The organism is Kribbella sp. NPDC051718, from assembly GCF_040681515.1.
Taxonomy (GTDB): Bacteria; Actinomycetota; Actinomycetes; order Propionibacteriales; family Kribbellaceae; genus Kribbella.
Window position 1 is genome coordinate 605781 of record NZ_JBFAYZ010000004.1, and the last position, 17754, is coordinate 623534.

The following is a 17754-nucleotide window of genomic DNA, read 5'->3' on the forward strand; positions in this document are numbered from 1 at the left end:
AACAGACAGGTGGGTGTGATCCGATCCGATCACACCCACCTAGTCCGGTACTTCGGTCAGCTGTGTCGCGGCGGCTCCGTGCTCCAGCCGTTGTCGCTGCCCGGCCAGTTGCCGTTGGACTGCGGAGCGCCGTGGTGAGCGGGTTCCTGGGTGGGGTAGCCGGCCTGCCCGCCAGCAGCATTGCCGCCTGCCGTTCCGTTGCCGCCGGTCATCCCGTTGCCGCTGGCCGTTCCGTTGCTGGCCATGCCGTTCGAGCCGGCAGTACCGGCGGTGCGGTTCATGGTGCTGCGGTCGAACAGGGTGCGCAGCGCTTCGCCGGCCATCTCGCGGCCCCCGAGGCCGAAAGCGAGGCCGAGTGCCAGCGCGGCACCACCCAGCACGATCAGCAGCGTGTTGCCGGTCAGCTGGACGGCGATGCCCAGCTGGGTCAGCGCGGCGAACGCGGCGTACACCAGTACGGCGTACCGGCCGACCTTCGCGAGCGTCTCGTTGCCGGTCGCGCCGCGGATCACCGCGGCGAGGAAGTTCGCGAACAGCGCCGCCAGGCAGACGATCACGATCGCCGCGAAGATCCGCGGGATGTAGCCGAGCATGTCGGACATGAAGTTCGAGATCTCCGGTACGCCGAGCGCGGACGCGAACATCGTGAAGCTGATCAGGAACACGAACCAGAACACGACCTTGCCGAGCATCGTCGACGCGGTCAGCCCCGTACCCGACCGCTGCAGGACGCCGGACACCCCGGCTCGTTCCATCCATTGGTCGAAGCCGACCCTGCCGAGCAGGGTGCCGACCAGCTTGCCGAGCACCTTGGCGACGAAGTAGCCGATCACCAGGATGACGATGCCGCCCAGCAGGTTGGGGATGAACCCGAGAAGCTTGCTGAAGGCATCTTCAAAAGGTTGGGTGAAGTCGATGGCCAGTGCTGACATCGGCGTTCCTTCCGGACTGGCCCGTACCGCCGCCACGCACCCGTTCCCGCGCGACTCCGGCTACGGGCGGGTTGCAGTTGGTGTCTGCCCACCCGTGCCCGGTGCAACCGGGAGTAAACGGTGCTCACCTAAAGTAATGTGATTGCATAAGGCAAATGACCGCTGTCGTGATCCGCCGTGCCACCGCCGGCGACGTACCCGGCATCGTCGCGATGCTCGCCGACGACGAGATCGGCGCCGGCCGGGAGAACCCCGCCGACCTGGCGCCGTACCAGGCCGCCTTCGCCGCGATCGACGCCGACCCGAACCAGTTCCTGGTCGTTGCCGAGCGCAACGGCGAGCTGATCGGCACCCTCCAGCTGACCTTCGTCCCCGGCCTCTCCCGCCAGGGCGCCACCCGAGCCCTGGTGGAAGCCGTCCGGGTAGCCTCCTCAGCCCGCGGCACCGGCCTGGGCACCACTCTCATGCAGTGGTCCATCGAAGAGGCCCGCGCCCGGGGCTGCAGCATCCTCCAGCTGACGTCCGACAAGGCCCGCGTCGACGCCCACCGCTTCTACCACCAACTGGGCTTCGCCCAAACCCACGAAGGCTTCAAACTCCAACTCAACTGACCTTGGCGGGCGGCGCGGTGTAGGTGTTGCAGGAGGCCGGGTTGGCGGTCTTGAAGCCCTGGTCGGACCAGAAGCGGTAGTTCTTGCTGGAGCCGTGGTCGCGGATCTTCTTCTTCGTCAGCTCGTCGCCGATGTTCTTCGAGAGGATCTTCCAGAACTCCATCTTCTCGCCGACCAGGCCGAGGGATTTCTGGTTGGCGCTGATGAAGTTCGAGCCCAGGCAGCTGGCCTGTAGCTCCAGGCGCCTGCTCCACTCGAGCTCCGCCGCCTTGCTCTTCGCGAAGCCCTCCTGCGACTGCGAGGAGATCATGATGTTGGTCAGCTGCTGCACGTGGTGGCCGTACTCGTGCGCGACAGTCCTGACGAGGTCCACGACGGCGTTGGGATTCCGCTTGTAGAACTTCACCTCGTCCTCCCAGCGCATGTAGATGGTCTCGTCGTTGGGGCAGTAGAAGGAGGTGTCCGGCAGGTCACCCCCGCAGGCAGGGGTCGTGCCTTTGACGACGAGCGCCAACTTGGGCTGGCGGAACGGGTAGTCGGCCTCAAGCACCAGGTCCTCCCAGGTCTGCGCCAGGCACGGCATCATCGCCTGGTAGAACCGCAGGACGTTGGCCTTGCTGTTCGGCTTCACCTTCGGGAGCGCGCAGTTGACGCTGCGCAGCTTGCCGACCGTGTAGAGCTTGTTCTTCTGCAGGCGGACCTCGTCCGGGACCGCTGGGATGGTCACCGTGACGGTTGGGTTGGGGGCGACCGACTGGGGGCCTTCGGAGGGCTTGATGGAGGGGTCGGCCAGCGGGTTGGTGACCTCGTTGCCGAAGCTGTCGATCTTGGCGTACGCCGCGATGGTGCCGCCGGCCACGATGACCAACGCCAGGGCGGAGATCAGGCCCACGAAGCGCTGGGAGAACTGCCGGGCCGGCTTCCGGTACGGCGAATGGGTCGAAAACTGTTGTACGCCCGTGCGGGGAGTCCTCGCCTTCCACCCGGCGTACCGGACCCGTCCGAACTGCCGGGTCCCACCCAACGGCCCCGTCGGCGCATCCGGCAGCGGCGCGGCCGGCGGCCCGCTGTAGAACCCCTGGTACTCCGGGTCGTCCGGCAGCGGAGCCGCCTTCTTCCGGGCCGGCTCCTGCGAAACGCTGATCGGCCGAGCCTCCCCGAGACCGAGGCCGAGACCGGGCTTGGACGTCGGAGCAACCGGCGAAGCCGCACCCGCAGGCACGTCGCTACCGGGCAGGAAATGACCCGGCTCGGGCACCCGCTCGTCGTCCGCCATCCATCTACCCCAGTCCGTCGGTGATCAGCTGGCTCCACCCGCCGCTGCAACGAAAGTGTTGCAGGGCGCCCAACCGGCCCCGCAAAGCCCCTCCGCGAGCCGACCCATCAGGACAACACCACGGTCGCCGCGAAGGCGCCACCGGCGATCAGGATCACGGCACCGGCGACGATGGCGGCGATCAGGGTCTTGGAGCGCTTGCGTGGCTCGTAGGCGATCGGGTCGGGGTTGTAGCGGGCCTTGAAGGCGGCGGCCGCGCGGTCGCCGGGTGGTGGCGGGCCGAGGCGGGAGCCGGTCAGCAGCGGCCGGGTGGGCGGCGCGAGCGGCTCGGAGGGGTCGCCGTACGCCGGTACAGGCGGTCGCCGGTACGTCGAAGTGCTCGCCGGCTGATCGCCCTGCGGCAGGAAATGTCCGGGCTTGGGGCCCGACTCCTCGGCCATGCTTCCCCGCTTCTCCCCGGTCCTGGACGTGTGCCGGACCCATCGTCTCGGTGGCGGTCCGAGATCCACCCCCGGCTCGAATCGCGGCACGTTGCTACGTGCCGGACGGTCCTTCGCTGTACTGGATTGCAGCTATTGACATCGCTTCGCGACCTGAGATGACTCTGCGTACTGGTAGGAGTACTGAATGAGCGTGCTGGAGAGTTTCGCGTTGAACGGCAAGCGGGCGCTGGTGACCGGCGGCAATCGCGGGCTCGGGCGGGCCTTCGCGCTGGCGCTGGCCGAGGCGGGTGCCGACGTGGCGATCGCCGCGCGCGACGCCGAGCGGAACGCGGCGGTGGTTGCGGAGCTCGAGGCGGTCGGGCGGCGCGGGTTCGCAGTACAGGCTGATATCACCGTACGGGCCGACGTGACGCAGATGGTCGCGGAGGTGACGGAGGAGCTCGGCGGGATCGACGTACTGGTGAACAACGCCGGCATCGCGATCCACCGGCCGGCCCTGGAGGTCCCCGACGACGAGTGGCAGCAGGTGCTCGACCTCAACGTGACTGCGCTGTGGAACACCAGTACTGCCGTCGCGCGCGGCATGATCGCCGCCGGTGGCGGGGTGATCGTCAACGTGGGCAGCATGTCCGCGCAGATCGTCAACCGGCCGCAGCACCAGGCGTCGTACAACGCCTCCAAGGCTGCCGTCCACCACCTCACCCGCAGCCTCGCCGCCGAGTGGGCCCCGCACAACATCCGCGTCAACGCGATCGCCCCCGGCTACGTCAAAACCGACATGGCGCCGGTCGACCGGCCCGAGTTCCAGCAGAACTGGATCCTCGACGCCCCTCTCCAGCGCTACGCCACCCCCGCCGAAATCGCCCCCTCCGTCGTCTACCTCGCCTCCCCCGCCTCCTCTTTCATGACCGGCTCAGTACTTCTGATCGACGGTGGGTACTCGGTCTACTGAGGGTTGTCTGTGGGGTGCTTTAAGGTCCGGGGCATGGGATTCAGTGATGCTGCGCGGAAGTTGCTGAACGGGGCCAATCCGGCTGTGCTGGCGACGGTCAATGCGGACGGGAGTCCACAGACGTCGGTGGTGTGGGTCGGGTTGGACGGGGATGACGTGGTGATCTCCACCCAGGCCGGGCGGCGGAAGGACAGCAATCTGCGGCGGGATCCCAGGGCGAGTCTGCTGGTGATCGCGAAGGACGATCCGGACGAGTACGTCGAGATCCGGGGCACCGCGGTGGTGACGGAGGATACCGGCCGGGCGGTGGCGCAACGGCTGGCCGAGCACTATGCGGGTGAGGGCGCCGGTAAGGAGTACGTCGCATTGCCGCCCGAGGTCGTCCGCACCGTCATCCGGATCACGCCGCACAGGCTCACCGGGCCGGCCGCCTAAGCCCTTCCGAAGGCCAGGAAATGGAAGCTGGCGGACATCACGTTGGCGTCGTTCTCGACGAGTCGCGCCAGTTGGATCGCTGACGGGAGCAGGCTCGGTACGTCGTCAGCTGGAGCGTGCTCGAGGGTCGCCGCGGCCGGTCCTTCCACACCCAGTACTTCGATCCCGCCGAAGCCGGCCTGCTCGAATTCAACGCGAAGCTCGTCGGCGTGATGGAAGTACGCGTTGGTGAATCCCTCCGGGTCGTCGTAGTTGCGCCCGGTGCCGAGCGCGACCTCGAACTCGGAGAGGTTGTCCTCGCTCAGCATCCCCTTGGTGCCGTACTCGAGCAGGCCGGCGTACCGACTGATGCCTGCGGCAACCACCAGCCCACCCGGTCTGGTCACCCGTCGCGCCTCGGCCAGCGCCTGCGCCCGATCCGCCGCCTCGACCAGGTGATACAGCGGCCCGAACAGCAAGGTCACGTCGACGCTGTCATCAGCCTGCTCCAGCTTGCGCGCGTCGCCGACCATCGCCTCGAACGTCCCGATCGCCAGCGCCGTCGCAACATGCTCCGCCACCGGATCCACCAACGTCACCGCATACCCATCGGCCGCCAGCCACCGCGCGTGCACACCGGTCGCGCCACCCACATCCAGAACCGTTGCCCCAGGCCCCGGCAGGTACCGACGTACCAACTCCTGCGTCCGCAAGAACTCCAGCTGCCCATGGCCCGACCGCACCAGCCTGTCGTCCTCGACGTACCGCTCCGCATAGAACGCCCTGATCAACGGATCCAGTTCAACCATCACCCCATCATCCGACCCACAAATCCCCAGCACACCTCATTTCCCGCGCCGTATCCTGCCCCGATGAGCCGCATCGTCTTCCTGAACGGCGCTCCCTCGACCGGCAAGACAACCCTCGCGCGGGCCCTCCACGCAGCCCTGCCCGGCCCGGTCTTCTACCAGTCGCTGGACGATTTCCGCGGCTCGATCCGGCCGGAGTTCTGGATCCACGGCCGCGTCCCCGGCCTCTTCGAGCGCGTCGTCGACACGTACGTCGCCTGCCTCCGCGACGTGGCAGCACACGGCCTCGACGTCGTCGCCGAGTCGCTGATCCTGCCGGCGGATCTACCGCGGTACGCCGAACTGTTCGGCTCCTTCGACGTGACGATGGTCGGCATCACCTGCCCGCTGGTCGAGATCCGTCGGCGCGAGGCCGGGCGCACCGACCGGTACAACGGATTTCTCGAGCCGGACGTCGCGACGTACGAGGCTGTCAACAGCATCGCCTACGAGCTGCTGATCGACACCTCGACGGAGCCCACCGGTACTTCGCTGGAGCGGATCCTGCGATATCTCGACAAAAGGTTTGTCGGATCGGTGACCGGGTCTTCGTAGAAGCTGTGAGAGGCCGCCCGGAGGGGGTGGGCCACCTGAGCTCGAGGAGAGCAGCATGAGCGCGATCTACACCTTCGACGTCTTCTCCACCCTCGACGGTTATGGCAACCACACCGGCGACTGGGGTGGTTACTGGGGCAAGCAAGGGCCCGAGTTTCTCGAGCACCGCTTCGCTCAGTACTCCGAGGAGCAGCGGCTGGTCTTCGGCGCGGCGACCTTCCGGGACAACCTGGAGATGGCGGCGGCGTTCCCCGGGGCGTTCGAGGAAGCCGGCTCCTGGATCACCCAGCTGAGGAACCTGCCGGCCACCGTCGTCTCGAACACCCTCGAAGGCCCCGTCGACTGGCCGGACGCGACCATCGCCACCGGTGGTGCCGTCGAGGTGATCACCCGCCTCAAGCAGGAATCCGACGTGCCCCTGCGCTCACACGGCAGCGTGGCCCTGAACCGCGCCCTACTAGCCGCCGGCCTGGTGGACCGCATCCAGGTCACCGTCATCCCCGTGATCACAGGCAAGACCGGAGCAACCCGCATCTTCGACGGCGTACCCGACTTCGACCTCGCGCTCCTCGAAAGCCGCACCCTGGACGGCAACCTCCAAGAGCTGATCTACCAGCCCACCTTGCACAACTAGAGCGCCGACCTGGTGACCTCGTAGACGCGGTCGAGGAAAGCGACGGCCGCGTCGTCGTAGGTGAAGGTCCAGCGCGTGGGGCCCGCCCCTTCGAGGTGGGCCGCGACCGGTTGGCTGAGCGGTGGATAGGGGACGGCGCCGACCAACGGGATCGCCTCCGCCGGCAGGAACCAGCGAGCTTCCTGCACGGAGCTGTCCGGATCGTCGATCGCGAAGTCGCCGTCCGGCACCTCGGCACGATAGTCGTACGCCGTACTACGAGCTGCCCCGTCCCTGCTCTCCACCACCACCTCGGCGACCAAACTCAACTGATCGACCCGAACCCGCAACCCCGTCTCCTCCAGCAACTCCCGAACCGCCGCCTCAGCCGGCGTCTCACCCGGCTCGACAGCCCCACTCGGCAAGGACCACTGCTCGTCCTCCCACTCCTCATACCGCTCCCGAACCAACACCACCCGCCCCTCCCGAACCGCCAACACCCCCGCGTAATCAGTCACCCGCGGACTCCGGCTCGACCGACGTCGCAGGGTCGACGCGCGAAGCCGAGCCCGTTGGATCGACCGGCGGAGCCGTCCCCGCGGGATCGGGGCGCGAAGCCGCCTCCGTTGGGTTGGCGGCCGGACCTGTCTCCGTGGGGTTGGGGAGGGTCAGGGCGAATTCGGCTTCGCTGAATTCGTTGGTGCCGAGGTCGGTGAAGGCTGCGGAGCGGAGGGTGGCTAGGCCGGGCTCGTTGGTCGGGTCCACGGAGGCGTGGATCTGGCGAGCGCCGACACCGGCGGCCAGCTGGACGACTTGGGTCAGGGTTTGGCGGCCGAGGCCTCGACCCCGGTGCGCTGGGCTCACGTAGTACGTGATCTCTGCTTCGTCGTCGAGGACCTCGAGGTCGATGAAACCGATCGGGCCGGTCTCGTCGAAGGTGATCCAGCCGTGCCGGCTCGGTGCCTGCAGCAACGGCGCCCAGCGGTCCACGGCGTGACCGTAGAAACCGCCGAAGATCGCGCCCCCGACGGGGTCCGCCGCCAGCCAGCGCTCGACCTGTCGCAGCCCGTCCTCGTCGATCGCCCGCACCTGCATCCAGCCACCTCCTCCGCGTGCCAGCACTCTGCCTGCCAGCACCGACAATTCGCAATCCTGTTGCGCCGACTCCCCCGAATTCGGTTGGCTGACCACATGGTCGATCTGCGACGCCCCGAGTACCCGCGCTCCTCGAAGTACGACGCCGCCTGGCTTCTCGACTGCGACATGGGCCCCAACCCGCTCTGGCTGCTCGAAGCCCTCGACCTCGACCTGCGACCGGGGATGAAGGTCCTCGACCTCGGCTCCGGCAAGGGCGCGACCTCGGTCTTCCTCGCCAGGGAGTACGGCGTACAGGTCTGGGCCGCCGATCTCTGGATCGACCCGACCGACGCCGCCGCCAACTTCACCGCCCAGGGCGTCGAGGTCACCGCGCTCAAGGCCGAGGCACACGCGCTCCCCTTCGCCCGCGAGTTCTTCGACGCGATCGTCTGCATCGATGCCTACGAGTACTTCGGTACCGCCGACGGCTACCTCGCGTACCTCACCACCTTCCTCAAACCCGGCGGCCAACTGGGCGTCGCCACTCCCGCGATGACCCGCGAGATCCGCGACCTCGGCCAGATCCCCGCTCACATCAAGAAGCTCGTCGGCTGGGAGGCGCTCGCCTGGCACACCGCCGACTGGTGGCGCTTCCAGTGGGAGATCACCGAGCTCGTCGAGGACGTCTCCGCCAGGATGCAGGAGTCCGGCTGGCGCGACTGGCTCGCTTGGGCCGAAGCCATCGCTGAGCACACCGGTACCACCGAGGGCCACCTGGAGATGCTCCACGCCGACCAGGGCGAGTACCTCGGCTTCGCTCTCGTCACTGCGCGTAAACCCCGCTGACGGCCCCGGGTTTCGTGTTCGACCGGTACTGAGCAATGCTGTTGGTATGAGCTGGGCTATCTACGCGATGCGAGGACCAGGCGGCGTCCGCCGTCTCGACGACATTCCGGACGGCTACGCACCACCGTCGGTCGGTACCACGGAGTCGGTACTGGACCAGGTCCGCGAACTGGCGCCCGGCGTCGACGCGAGCAACCGCTCCTGGCTGGTACTGAAGAGCGACGACTACGACGTCGAGATGTCGATCGGCAAGAGCGTCGAGGTCCGCGACATCACCTTCTACCTCAACGACGGCCCCCGCTCCATCCCACTCGTGATGGAGATCAGCAGCAAGCTCGGCGTGACGGCGTACGACACCGAATCCGGCAACTTCCTCACCGAGGAGTCCCGCCCACCCGTCCCACCACCCCTCACCGAAGAAGAACTCAAAGCCAACAAACCGAAGTGGTGGAAATTCGGCCGCAGCTAGTACTCCCCACCGCCGACACGCGATGGCGAAGCAGACCCCACCGTCGCGATCGGCCGGGCTGTCGCGGACAGGTGATGGCGAGGTGGCCTGCGTCCGCAGCCAACTGCGGGTGCCACGCAGACACGCTGTCTTGCGGAGGCTCGTCTGGACGAGCTGGCCAAGGGCTCTTCATCGGCTGGACATTGGTCGGGCTAGCCCGGGTTGTGGTCGGGGCGCCAGGTGGTCTGGGGAGGTTGCCGTGGCGGGTGATGTTGTCAGGATGCGTGGGTGGTGGTGAGGGTGGCGATCTTGTTGATTCGGTGTTCTGGGTTGTTGAGGGCGTCGTGCCAGTAGTTGCCGGCCGCGTGGTCTTCGGGGGTGGCGCAGGTGGAGATGGTGAGCATGGGGTGGGTCGGGGTGACGCCGGGGCGGCCTGGGACGGGGGCGTTTTGCTGGGCCTTCTCGGCTGGTTTGCGGAACGAGATCGTCATCGTTCGGGTGACTACGTAGTCGTAGGTGGTGCCGTCGGCGGTTACCAGGATGTGGGCGCCGGTTTTCAGTTCTGGTAGGCGGGCCAGGGGTTTGCCGTGGGCGGTTCGGTGGCCGGTGACGATGAAGTTGCCGACTTCGCCGGGGCCGACGCCGCCTGCGGGGCCGCTTGGTGAGGCGAAGAGGCCGCGGTCCTGGATGAGGGTGCCGGGCTTGTCGTCGGCGGTGCCTCGGTAGGTGATCACCCGCAATGCGCGCACTCCGATCGAGGGGATCGCGAGGGTCACGTTTGCGGCGGGCTTCGCAGGAGGGGGCACGGAGCTAGGAGCTGGGGTCGAGGGCTTGGCGGAGGGGGACGTCGGGCCCTCGGGGATGGAGCTCTTCGGCTCGGACGGAGTGACAGTCGGCGGCGATTCCGTAGTACGGGGTGCTGTGTCGGCGCACCCCACCAGGGCGGCCGCTACCAACACCGCAACCGCCCATCGTCCGACCATCGTCGGACCGTAACCCGCAGTACCGAAAGCCGGCCGAAAACCTAGACCGGCGCCTTCTCCTTCAGCACCGCCATGAAGGCCCGCATCCAGCCAGGATGATCCGGCCACGCGCGCCCGCTCACCACATTGCCGTCGACGACCGCGTCGCCATCGACCCATTCGCCGCCGCCGGCTCGTACATCGGGCGCCAGCGCCGGGTACGCCGACGTCTTGCGACCCTTCAGCACCCCGGCCGCCGCAGCGACAAGCGGTCCATGACACAACTGCGCGACCGGCTTGTCCTCGCCGTAGAAGTGCTGCACGATCCGCTGACAGTCCTCATCGTTGCGGATGTACTCCGGCGCCCGCCCGCCAGGAATCACCAACGCGACGTAGTCCTCAGGATTCACATCCCTGAACGCCACGTCGGCCTGCCACGTATGCCCCAGCTTCTCGGTATAAGTGTCGAACCCGTCCACGAAGTCATGCACCACGAACTGCAGCTTCTTCGCCTCCGGCGCCGCCAGATGGACCTCGTAGCCCTCCTCCTGCAACCGCTGATAGGGGTAGAAGACCTCCAGCGTCTCCGCCGCGTCTCCAGTGATGATCAGTACTTTGGCCATCGCCACACCACCTCCCCAGCCAGCCTCCGCCGGGCACCCGCGATGGTCAAGACCCGATGATCAAGGTGGCCGGCCCGACCCGAAGCGTCCCCGACCCCAACGGCTCGCACCGCACCCCACCATGCCCGCGCAGTCCCTTGAACGCACCCGGCGCAACCATCACATCCATCCACGCACACGGATTAGCCGGCCGATGCGCCTGGAACCGCACCGCCCCCAACCCACTGTCCAAACTGAAGGCCAGCCCCGGCACCCGCTCCCCAGCCTCCGTACGCCGTACCGCCAACTGGTCGACCGGGAACCCACGGATGATGATGTTCCGCCTGGTCAGCACCGGATCGGGCACCTCATCCAGCCCGAGCTCAACCGCCAGCGAGTCCAGCACCCCAGCGTCGAAAACCGTCACCGCCGCCCGACGATGTGCCGACTGGTTGAAGTACCGATCCCCCACGATCCCCAACCCGGCCCGCACCTCGATCTCACCCCGCGCCACCGGTTCCGGATCCCCCTGCGCCCCGTCCTCCGGCCGCCCCACATAGGCATGCACCGACGACACGACCAACCCGACAATCTCCACCGCGAAGGCATCAGCCACGCACCCAAGCTACTCAAGGCTGTCCCGCTCGACAGGAGGTAGTCCCCAGCAGGCCCGCTCGCCACGCTCAGAGAGGCGGCGGGCCGACACTCCGAGGCGGCTACCTCCTGTCGAGCTGCACGCCAACTCAGCCGAACTCGCAGCCGGTCTGCCACTGGTGCTGGCGATCGCCAAGGGGATCCAGGTGGGCGACCCGAAGGATCGGTCGAAGTGGTTCGCGGCCGAGGTCGGGCTCAGCCCCAGGTGAGCGGATCCAGCAGGAGGTAGAACTCCAGCCGCGCGGCGTCAGGCTCAGGCAGACCGTATGCCGCGAAGAAGCCGGACGCGTCGACCGACCACACGTCGTCGAGTTGGGCTGGGACCAGGGCCAGGTCGGTGTAGCGGTCGGCGACTCCGAGGCGGCCGACGTCGATCACACCGGTGCATTCGAGGGTGTCCGGGTCGAAGAGGAAGTTCGGGAGGCAGGCGTCGCCGTGGCAGACGACGAGATCGACCGCCATCTCGTCCTGTGCGGCGTGAACCCGGGCGAGCAACTCCTCAGGTGCCACCGTCCGCCAGTCGTCTCGCAAGAAGTCCGGGTTCACCGCGCCGCGGTGTACGACGTCGTCCGCCACCGCAATCACCTCGCTCAGCGGCCGCGGGAAAGGACAGTCCTCCACCGGCAGCGAGTGCACCGCCCGCAGAGCACCCGCAAAGCTCGACACCAACTTCTCCGACCACGGCAACTCAACCGCCGCAACCCCCGACACAGCCGACGTCAACAACGCAGCACCTTCAGTCCACTCGATCCAGTCGAGTAGCTGGGCGCCGGGGACCGACGTGCCGGCTAGCCATTCGACGCGGTCTCGCTCGGCGGCCAGCTCCTTCACCCCGGAAACATCGCAGCACTTGGCGAAGATGTTGCCTCGGCGGTAGACCTCGGTCGCGGACTCCCCACCGCCGACCGGCTCCCAGCCGTCCCCGGGCAACAAGGATGGGAACAAGCTCATCCGGCCATCCTCACACGCGCCGCAACCGGTTTCTGGTAGTCCTGAACCCATGAGCTTCGAGGAGCTGTTCGCCGACGTCGCCCGGGTGATCGAGGGCGTCGGAGTGGTGATCATGACCGTCGGCCTGGTCTCCGTCCTGCTGCGCTACGCCTACGCGGCCGCCTCGGCCAGCACCCGCTCCGGCAGCTACGAGCGGCTGAGGGTCAGCATCGGCCGGGTGATCCTGCTCGGGCTGGAGATCCTGATCGTCGGCGACATCGTCCGGACGATCATCGTCGAGGCCTCGGTGCAGAGCGTGCTCGTGCTCGGCCTGATCGTGGTGATCCGGACCGTGCTGAGCTTCGCCCTGGAGGTCGAGATCAGCGGTCGCTGGCCCTGGCAGCAGTCCCCTCACACGACGACGTCCCCAACCGTTCCATCACCGGAACCCTTGGAGGAGAAATGACCAACCGGCACGCCATCGTCAGCACCCAGCTCGGCGACCTGACCCTCGTAGCCTCGGACGACGCAGTCACCGGGGTCTACTTCCCGCACCACTGGGTGAAGCCCGAGCGCGCCACCCTCGGCGACGAGGTCGACGCGGCGACAGACCCGGTACTGACGGAAGCGACCCGCCAGCTGACCCAGTACCTGGCCGGCGAGCGCGACGACTTCGACCTCAAGACAGAGCTCCGAGGCGGCGACGCCTTCCAGCAGAAGGTCTGGGCCCTGCTCGACGACATCCCGCGCGGCGAGACCACGACGTACGGCGAACTAGCCGAGCAACTAGGCGACAAACAGCTCGCCCAACTCGTCGGGAAGGCCGTCGGCAGCAACCCGCTCTCGATCATCGTCCCGTGCCACCGCGTCGTCGGGAAAGACGGCAAGCTCACCGGGTACGCCGGCGGCCTCAAGCGCAAGCAGTTCCTGCTGGACCTCGAAGAGCCCGCCCTCGTCAAGGAGACGAGGCTGTTCTAAGCAGTCGATTCCCGAGGGATCAACTGCCACGGGAAGTCGAACACCTTGCCGTCCGCGCCCTCGCGGTCGGTGAGGCGCGCGACCATGATCCGGCACAGTGCAGCGTTGAACCCGACCGGCCCGACCGTCGACAGCGACGGATCGAGATGCTCGCCCTCAGGCGTGTTCCCGACCCCGATCACCGCCAGATCTCCCGGTACGTCGATACGCAACCGATGCGCCGCCCGGATCGCAGCGATCGCCGCGAAGTCCGTCGTACAGTAAAGCGCCGTCGGCCGGTCGGGCCGATTCAGCACCGACATCGCCGCCCGATAAGCCCCCTCCGGATGCGGCTCGTACGTCGCCACCAACTCATCCAGCACCGGTACGCCGGCCGCCGCCATCGTCCGCAGATACGCGTCGTACCGCGGCCAGCCGGCCAACTTCGACGTCAACGCGCCGATCCGCGTATGCCGCTCCAGCAGATGCTCGACGGCCAGATGACAACGCGGCTCGGCACCCGACCGGATGACGTCGAACCCCCGCGGCTCGAGCACCTCGCTGAAGACCACCATCTGCACGCCCTGTGCCGCGAACGCCTCCAGATCGGCCACCAGCGACGGGTCATCCCGGACGTGATCGATGAAGATGACATCCGGCGTCCGGTTCGCGAGTACCGTCCGCCAGTCGCCGTCGGCCACGATGAGCGCCGTCTTGCCCAGCGGTTGCACCGCGTTGCTGACATCCGCCGCGACCGCCTGCGCCCACGGATCGGCCAGCACACTCAGCGAGAGCAGCACCAGATCCGACTTCCCCGTCCGGATCGCCCGAGCGGCGTCATTACGCCGGTACCCGAGCCGCGCGGCCGCCTCCCGTACCCGATCCGCGGTGTTCTCCGAGATCGTCTGGCTGCGCGGGTGCCCCGAAAGCACGTAGGACACCGTGGCGATCGAAACTCCCGCCGCGGCGGCAACGGTGCGCAGCGTCGGTTTGTCGGTCATCCCCGTGGCCATGAGAGCGATTCTCTCAGCCTTTGACCGCTCCGGTGATGACGCCCTTGTTGAAGTGCCGCTGCAGGAACGGATAGACCATCGCGATCGGCACCAGCGCGACCACGACGACGGCCATCTGCAAGGACTGCGGCTGCGGCAACGGCGTCACCCCGAGCTGGTCGGCCGACAGCGACTTGCCCTGCAGCACGTACGTCCGCAGGATCACCTGGACCGGCCACTTGGACGTGTCGTTGATGTAGAGCAGCGCGTTGAAGAAGGCGTTCCAGAAGCCGACCGCGTAGAACAGCCCGACCACCGCGATCACCGCCTTCGACAACGGCATCACGATCCGGCGCAGGATGGTGAAGTCGCTCGCGCCGTCGATCCGCGCGCTCTCCAGGATCTCGGCCGGCACGTTCATGAAGAACGTCCGCATCACCACGAAGTTGAAGGCGCCCAGCGCGCCCGGCAGGATCAGCGACCAGAGGCTGTCGATCAGGCCGAGCTGCTTGACGATCAGGAACATCGGGATGATGCCCGGCGCGAACAGCAACGTGAACAGCACCAGCAGCAACACCGGGCGGCCGAACAGTACCGGCCGGGATGTCGCGTAGGCGAGCGCGATCGTGGTGAACAGCGCGATCGCCGTACCGATCACCGTGACGAACACGCTGACCCCGATCGCCCGCGCCATCAATCCGCCGCTGAACAGCGTGTCGTACGCCTTGAAGGTCGGATGCGACGGCCACAACACGTAGCCGCCGGCCTCGATGATGTCCTGGTCGCTGGCCAGCGAGGTCGAGATCACCACCATGATCGGCACGATGATCGCCAGCGCGAATCCACCGAGCACGACCGCCTTGATGGTCTGGTACGCCGGGCTCGGGCGCTCCTTCCAGATCGGCCGTCTCATCCGTCACTCCGCTTCTGGAAGATGCCCGGCTCGCCGAGCCGGTGCGCGATCGTGTTCGCACCCCACAACAGCAGCGCGCCGATCACGCCCTTGGCCAGCCCGGCCGCGGCACCACTGCTCCAGTCGCCGCCGACCACGCCGGCGTAGTACGTGAAGGTGTCCAGTACTTCGGCAGCGCCCGGCCCGACCGAGTCGCGTTGCAGGATGAACTGCTCGAACCCGACGCTGAGGATGTCGCCGATCCGCAGGATCAGCAGCAGCACGATGACGGTACGCATCGACGGCAGCGTGATGTGCCAGAGCCGTCGCCAGCGACCCGCTCCATCCGCCGCGGCAGCCTCGTACAGGGAGACGTCCACCGCTGACAGTGCCGCCAGGAAGATGATCATCGCCCAGCCGGCGTCCTTCCAGATCAGCTGGCCGACGACGAGCAGCGGGAAGGTGTCCGGGTTCGTCATGAACGGGATCGGGTCGAACCCGGCCTGCCGGAGCAGGTTGTTGACGAACCCGGCGCCGCCGAGCGACTGCTGGAACAGCGTGATGACCAGGACCCAGGACAGGAAGTGCGGGAGGTACGCGATCGTCTGGAACGCGCGCCGGATCCTGTTGCTGACCAGGGAATCCACGATCAACGCCATCGCCAGCGGCACCGGGAAGAACAGCACCAGCTGGACCGCCGCCAGGATGAGCGTGTTGCGCAGCGCATCCCAGAAGTCGGGGTTGTCGTACAGGTTGATGAAGTTCTGGATGCCGTTCCACTCGCTGTGCATGATGCCGAGGTACGGCTGGAAGTCCTGGAACGCGACCACGTTGCCGAGCACCGGCACGTAGAAGAACACCAAGAGGAACAGCACTCCCGGCACCATCAGCACGAGCATCTGCCAGTCCCGCCTGAGCCGGACCCCGAACGGTAGCTCCGGCTGACTGCGCCGCTGCCGTTTGGGCCGGCTCAAGACTGTGTCACCGGTACGCCGGCGGGCAGCACGGCTTCGAACTCACCACGCATCTTGTCGCCGCCGCCGCTCTTCCAGCGCTTCAGCGCCCCGTCGTACGCGTCCATCTTCTGCCGGCCGGTGACGATGTCGACGATGGTGTCGCGGAAGGCCGCGGTGAGCTTGGTACCGACCTTGCTGCTGGTGTCGGAGTAGGTGCCCGCGGTCGGGTTGCGCATCGCGTACTCGAGCAGCTTCTGCTCGGTGGCGTGGATCTTCTTGGTGTCCTCGGGGAACGCCGGGTTGAAGATGACACTTTCCGGTGCGGTCATGATCTGGAGCGCGCTGACCAGGCCGGGGGCCTGCTGGTTGCCGGCGGAGTTGAGGACCGGGTTCTTCTTGGCGTCGAGGGTGTACTGCTGGCCCGCGGTACCGAAGTTCTTCTGCAGGTATTCCTTGGTACCGAACGGCGCCGAGAGATAGTTGACCAGGGCAAGGAGTTCGCGGATGCGGCCCTCGTCGGTCTTCTTGAACGGGGTGAAACCGACCGTGCCGTAGCCCATGTCGTAGACCGGCTTGGCCTTGCCGTCATGGCCGAACGGGATCATCGTGTCGACGAACAAGCTCGGGTCCGCCGCCCGGAAGTCGGCGGTCGCACGCGGTCCGACGACGACCTGGGCCGCGATCTGGCCGTTGACGGTCTTCGGCGTCGCGTCGGCGAGGTTGAGGTCGGGGTAGAAGACCTTGGCGGCCCACAGCTTGGCGGCGTACTCGACGGCGGCCTTGTAGTTGTCGGTCTCGTACAGGTGGGTCAGCGAGCGGTCCTGGTTGACCCGCCAGCTGTTCGGGGCGCCGAACCACTCGCCGAACATGTGCAGCATGTTGACGATCGCCGGCTCGAGCGCGTAGTTCGTACCCTTGGTGAGTTCCTTGCACTTGGCGAAGAACTCGTCCGCAGTCTTGCACTGCAGGCCGCCGACCTTCGCCCAGGTCTTCGGGTTGCCCATCATCACCTGGCCGAACGGGGTGGACGGGATCGGCGCGCCCCAGATCTTGCCGTTGACCACTGCGGTCCGCCAGGAGGCGGGCTTGAGGGCGGCGAGGTTCGGATACTCCAGTACGGCGTCGCCGGCCAGGTACTTCGTGAGGTCCTGGAACTTGGCCTCGAGCATCGGGCCGACGTTGGGGATGCCCTGGTTCGGTGGCAGCCACATGAGGTCGGGGAGGTCATCGCCTGCCAGCAAGGTGGCGAACTTCTCCGGGTAGCCCGGGTCCGTGCCGATGGTCAGCTTGAGCTCGCCGCCGAGCGCCTGGTTGAGCCCCTGCCAGAACGGGTTGCTGCCCATCGGAGGCGGCGGCGTCGCGAACGTCTCGGTCAGCGCCGTCACCGCCGACTTGAGCGGCGGGCTCTGAACGCTGGCGATCGCGTTCTCCGGGAACTGCAGGAACCCCGGCTCGAGCCCCGACTCCGCTCCCGGCAGCTCCGGCCGGAGCCCGTCGAACGCCTTGTACGTCGGCAGCTTCACATCCCCGGACGCCTTCGCCCCGCCGCCCGTCGATCCACCATCACCACATCCCGCAAGCGTCGGCCCGAGCACCACGACACCGACCGCCGCACTACCCAGCCCGAGAAACCGCCGCCGCCCGAAGTTGCTCTCCATGTCGCCGCCTCACCTTTGCCCGTTTATGATCTGTCTCTGCACAAACCACTCACTAACGCTCACTTAAACGTTAACCGGGACCGTAAACCCCACCCGTGCCCTCCCGCAACCCCCAACTGCCCAGAATCCCCATGCA

Annotated in this window: 23 protein-coding genes; 9 read left to right on the top strand and 14 right to left on the bottom strand. The window is 67.2% G+C overall.

The annotated features are described in order from the left end of the window. Positions 1-56 precede the first annotated feature (56 nt). Complete coding sequence (locus AB0M15_RS18435; protein ID WP_363819821.1) at positions 57-932, bottom strand: hypothetical protein; 876 nt, start codon at positions 930-932, stop codon at positions 57-59. A gap of 155 nt (positions 933-1087) precedes the next feature. Between AB0M15_RS18435 and AB0M15_RS18440 the strand changes: the two genes are divergently transcribed. Beyond that, positions 1088-1543 carry a GNAT family N-acetyltransferase gene (locus AB0M15_RS18440; protein ID WP_363819823.1) on the top strand — a complete coding sequence of 152 codons (456 nt, stop codon included), beginning with the start codon at positions 1088-1090 and terminating at the stop codon, positions 1541-1543. Here AB0M15_RS18440 and AB0M15_RS18445 read toward each other — a convergent pair. Beyond that, positions 1536-2819 (bottom strand): neutral zinc metallopeptidase, encoded by a 1284-nt coding sequence (locus AB0M15_RS18445; protein WP_363819826.1) that lies wholly within the window; start codon positions 2817-2819, stop codon positions 1536-1538. The genes AB0M15_RS18440 and AB0M15_RS18445 overlap by 8 nt on opposite strands. A gap of 107 nt (positions 2820-2926) precedes the next feature. Continuing rightward, positions 2927-3259: a hypothetical protein gene (locus AB0M15_RS18450; protein WP_363819828.1), complete on the bottom strand. Its 333-nt coding sequence runs from the start codon at positions 3257-3259 to the stop codon at positions 2927-2929. Between the two features lie 187 nt (positions 3260-3446). Here AB0M15_RS18450 and AB0M15_RS18455 point away from each other — a divergent pair, with 187 nt between their 5' ends. After that, complete coding sequence (locus tag AB0M15_RS18455; RefSeq protein WP_363819831.1) at positions 3447-4214, top strand: glucose 1-dehydrogenase; 768 nt, start codon at positions 3447-3449, stop codon at positions 4212-4214. Positions 4215-4247: 33 nt separating this feature from the next. After that, positions 4248-4649: a PPOX class F420-dependent oxidoreductase gene (locus tag AB0M15_RS18460; RefSeq protein WP_363819833.1), complete on the top strand. Its 402-nt coding sequence runs from the start codon at positions 4248-4250 to the stop codon at positions 4647-4649. Here the strand turns inward: AB0M15_RS18460 and AB0M15_RS18465 are convergent. Further along, complete coding sequence (locus AB0M15_RS18465; RefSeq protein ID WP_363819835.1) at positions 4646-5437, bottom strand: class I SAM-dependent methyltransferase; 792 nt, start codon at positions 5435-5437, stop codon at positions 4646-4648. The two genes, AB0M15_RS18460 and AB0M15_RS18465, sit on opposite strands and share 4 nt — an antisense overlap. 63 nt (positions 5438-5500) lie before the next feature. On the opposite strand from AB0M15_RS18465, the gene AB0M15_RS18470 reads away from it, so the two are divergent. Both AB0M15_RS18470 and AB0M15_RS18475 read left to right on the top strand, forming a co-directional pair. Continuing rightward, complete coding sequence (locus tag AB0M15_RS18470; protein ID WP_363819838.1) at positions 5501-6031, top strand: AAA family ATPase; 531 nt, start codon at positions 5501-5503, stop codon at positions 6029-6031. Positions 6032-6086: 55 nt separating this feature from the next. After that, positions 6087-6665 (top strand): dihydrofolate reductase family protein, encoded by a 579-nt coding sequence (locus AB0M15_RS18475; RefSeq protein WP_363819840.1) that lies wholly within the window; start codon positions 6087-6089, stop codon positions 6663-6665. On the opposite strand, the gene AB0M15_RS18480 is transcribed toward AB0M15_RS18475, so the two are convergent. Together AB0M15_RS18480 and AB0M15_RS18485 are read right to left on the bottom strand one after the other, a co-directional pair. Then, positions 6662-7162, bottom strand: a complete 501-nt coding sequence (locus tag AB0M15_RS18480; RefSeq protein ID WP_363819842.1) for an NUDIX hydrolase — start codon at positions 7160-7162, stop codon at positions 6662-6664. The two genes, AB0M15_RS18475 and AB0M15_RS18480, sit on opposite strands and share 4 nt — an antisense overlap. Further along, positions 7155-7739, bottom strand: coding sequence for a GNAT family N-acetyltransferase (locus tag AB0M15_RS18485; protein WP_363819845.1), 585 nt, complete (start codon positions 7737-7739; stop codon positions 7155-7157). Before AB0M15_RS18485 ends, AB0M15_RS18480 begins: the two co-directional genes overlap by 8 nt. Before the next feature lie 96 nt (positions 7740-7835). Here AB0M15_RS18485 and AB0M15_RS18490 point away from each other — a divergent pair, with 96 nt between their 5' ends. Together AB0M15_RS18490 and AB0M15_RS18495 are read left to right on the top strand one after the other, a co-directional pair. Then, on the top strand, positions 7836-8567 hold the full coding sequence (locus AB0M15_RS18490; RefSeq protein ID WP_363819847.1) for a methyltransferase domain-containing protein: 732 nt from the start codon (positions 7836-7838) through the stop codon (positions 8565-8567). A gap of 46 nt (positions 8568-8613) precedes the next feature. Then, entirely contained in the window at positions 8614-9036 is a 423-nt protein-coding gene (locus AB0M15_RS18495; protein ID WP_363819848.1) for a hypothetical protein, read from the top strand. Between the two features lie 254 nt (positions 9037-9290). On the opposite strand, the gene AB0M15_RS18500 is transcribed toward AB0M15_RS18495, so the two are convergent. The 4 genes from AB0M15_RS18500 to AB0M15_RS18515 all read right to left on the bottom strand — a co-directional run bounded on the left by AB0M15_RS18500 (position 9291) and on the right by AB0M15_RS18515 (position 12184). Continuing rightward, positions 9291-9998, bottom strand: coding sequence for a class E sortase (locus AB0M15_RS18500; RefSeq protein ID WP_363819850.1), 708 nt, complete (start codon positions 9996-9998; stop codon positions 9291-9293). Between the two features lie 41 nt (positions 9999-10039). Continuing rightward, positions 10040-10600: a DJ-1/PfpI family protein gene (locus tag AB0M15_RS18505; RefSeq protein WP_363819853.1), complete on the bottom strand. Its 561-nt coding sequence runs from the start codon at positions 10598-10600 to the stop codon at positions 10040-10042. A gap of 46 nt (positions 10601-10646) precedes the next feature. Continuing rightward, on the bottom strand, positions 10647-11195 hold the full coding sequence (locus tag AB0M15_RS18510; protein WP_363819855.1) for a molybdenum cofactor biosysynthesis protein: 549 nt from the start codon (positions 11193-11195) through the stop codon (positions 10647-10649). A 233-nt stretch (positions 11196-11428) separates the two neighbouring features. Next, a complete protein-coding gene (locus tag AB0M15_RS18515; protein ID WP_363819857.1) occupies positions 11429-12184 on the bottom strand; it encodes an aminoglycoside 3'-phosphotransferase in 756 nt (251 codons plus the stop codon). Positions 12185-12233: 49 nt separating this feature from the next. Here AB0M15_RS18515 and AB0M15_RS18520 point away from each other — a divergent pair, with 49 nt between their 5' ends. Both AB0M15_RS18520 and AB0M15_RS18525 read left to right on the top strand, forming a co-directional pair. Then, positions 12234-12629 carry a DUF1622 domain-containing protein gene (locus AB0M15_RS18520; RefSeq protein WP_363819859.1) on the top strand — a complete coding sequence of 132 codons (396 nt, stop codon included), beginning with the start codon at positions 12234-12236 and terminating at the stop codon, positions 12627-12629. Next, positions 12626-13141 (top strand): methylated-DNA--[protein]-cysteine S-methyltransferase, encoded by a 516-nt coding sequence (locus AB0M15_RS18525; protein ID WP_363819861.1) that lies wholly within the window; start codon positions 12626-12628, stop codon positions 13139-13141. Before AB0M15_RS18520 ends, AB0M15_RS18525 begins: the two co-directional genes overlap by 4 nt. Here the strand turns inward: AB0M15_RS18525 and AB0M15_RS18530 are convergent. The 4 genes from AB0M15_RS18530 to AB0M15_RS18545 all read right to left on the bottom strand — a co-directional run bounded on the left by AB0M15_RS18530 (position 13138) and on the right by AB0M15_RS18545 (position 17618). After that, on the bottom strand, positions 13138-14133 hold the full coding sequence (locus AB0M15_RS18530) for a LacI family DNA-binding transcriptional regulator (protein ID WP_363819863.1): 996 nt from the start codon (positions 14131-14133) through the stop codon (positions 13138-13140). The genes AB0M15_RS18525 and AB0M15_RS18530 overlap by 4 nt on opposite strands. A 13-nt stretch (positions 14134-14146) precedes the next feature. Next, complete coding sequence (locus AB0M15_RS18535; RefSeq protein WP_343969389.1) at positions 14147-15025, bottom strand: carbohydrate ABC transporter permease; 879 nt, start codon at positions 15023-15025, stop codon at positions 14147-14149. Continuing rightward, positions 15022-15903, bottom strand: coding sequence for an ABC transporter permease subunit (locus AB0M15_RS18540; RefSeq protein WP_363819866.1), 882 nt, complete (start codon positions 15901-15903; stop codon positions 15022-15024). The genes AB0M15_RS18535 and AB0M15_RS18540 overlap by 4 nt, the downstream gene beginning before the upstream one ends. A gap of 71 nt (positions 15904-15974) precedes the next feature. Then, positions 15975-17618, bottom strand: coding sequence for a sugar ABC transporter substrate-binding protein (locus AB0M15_RS18545; protein ID WP_363819868.1), 1644 nt, complete (start codon positions 17616-17618; stop codon positions 15975-15977). Positions 17619-17754: the final 136 nt, after the last annotated feature.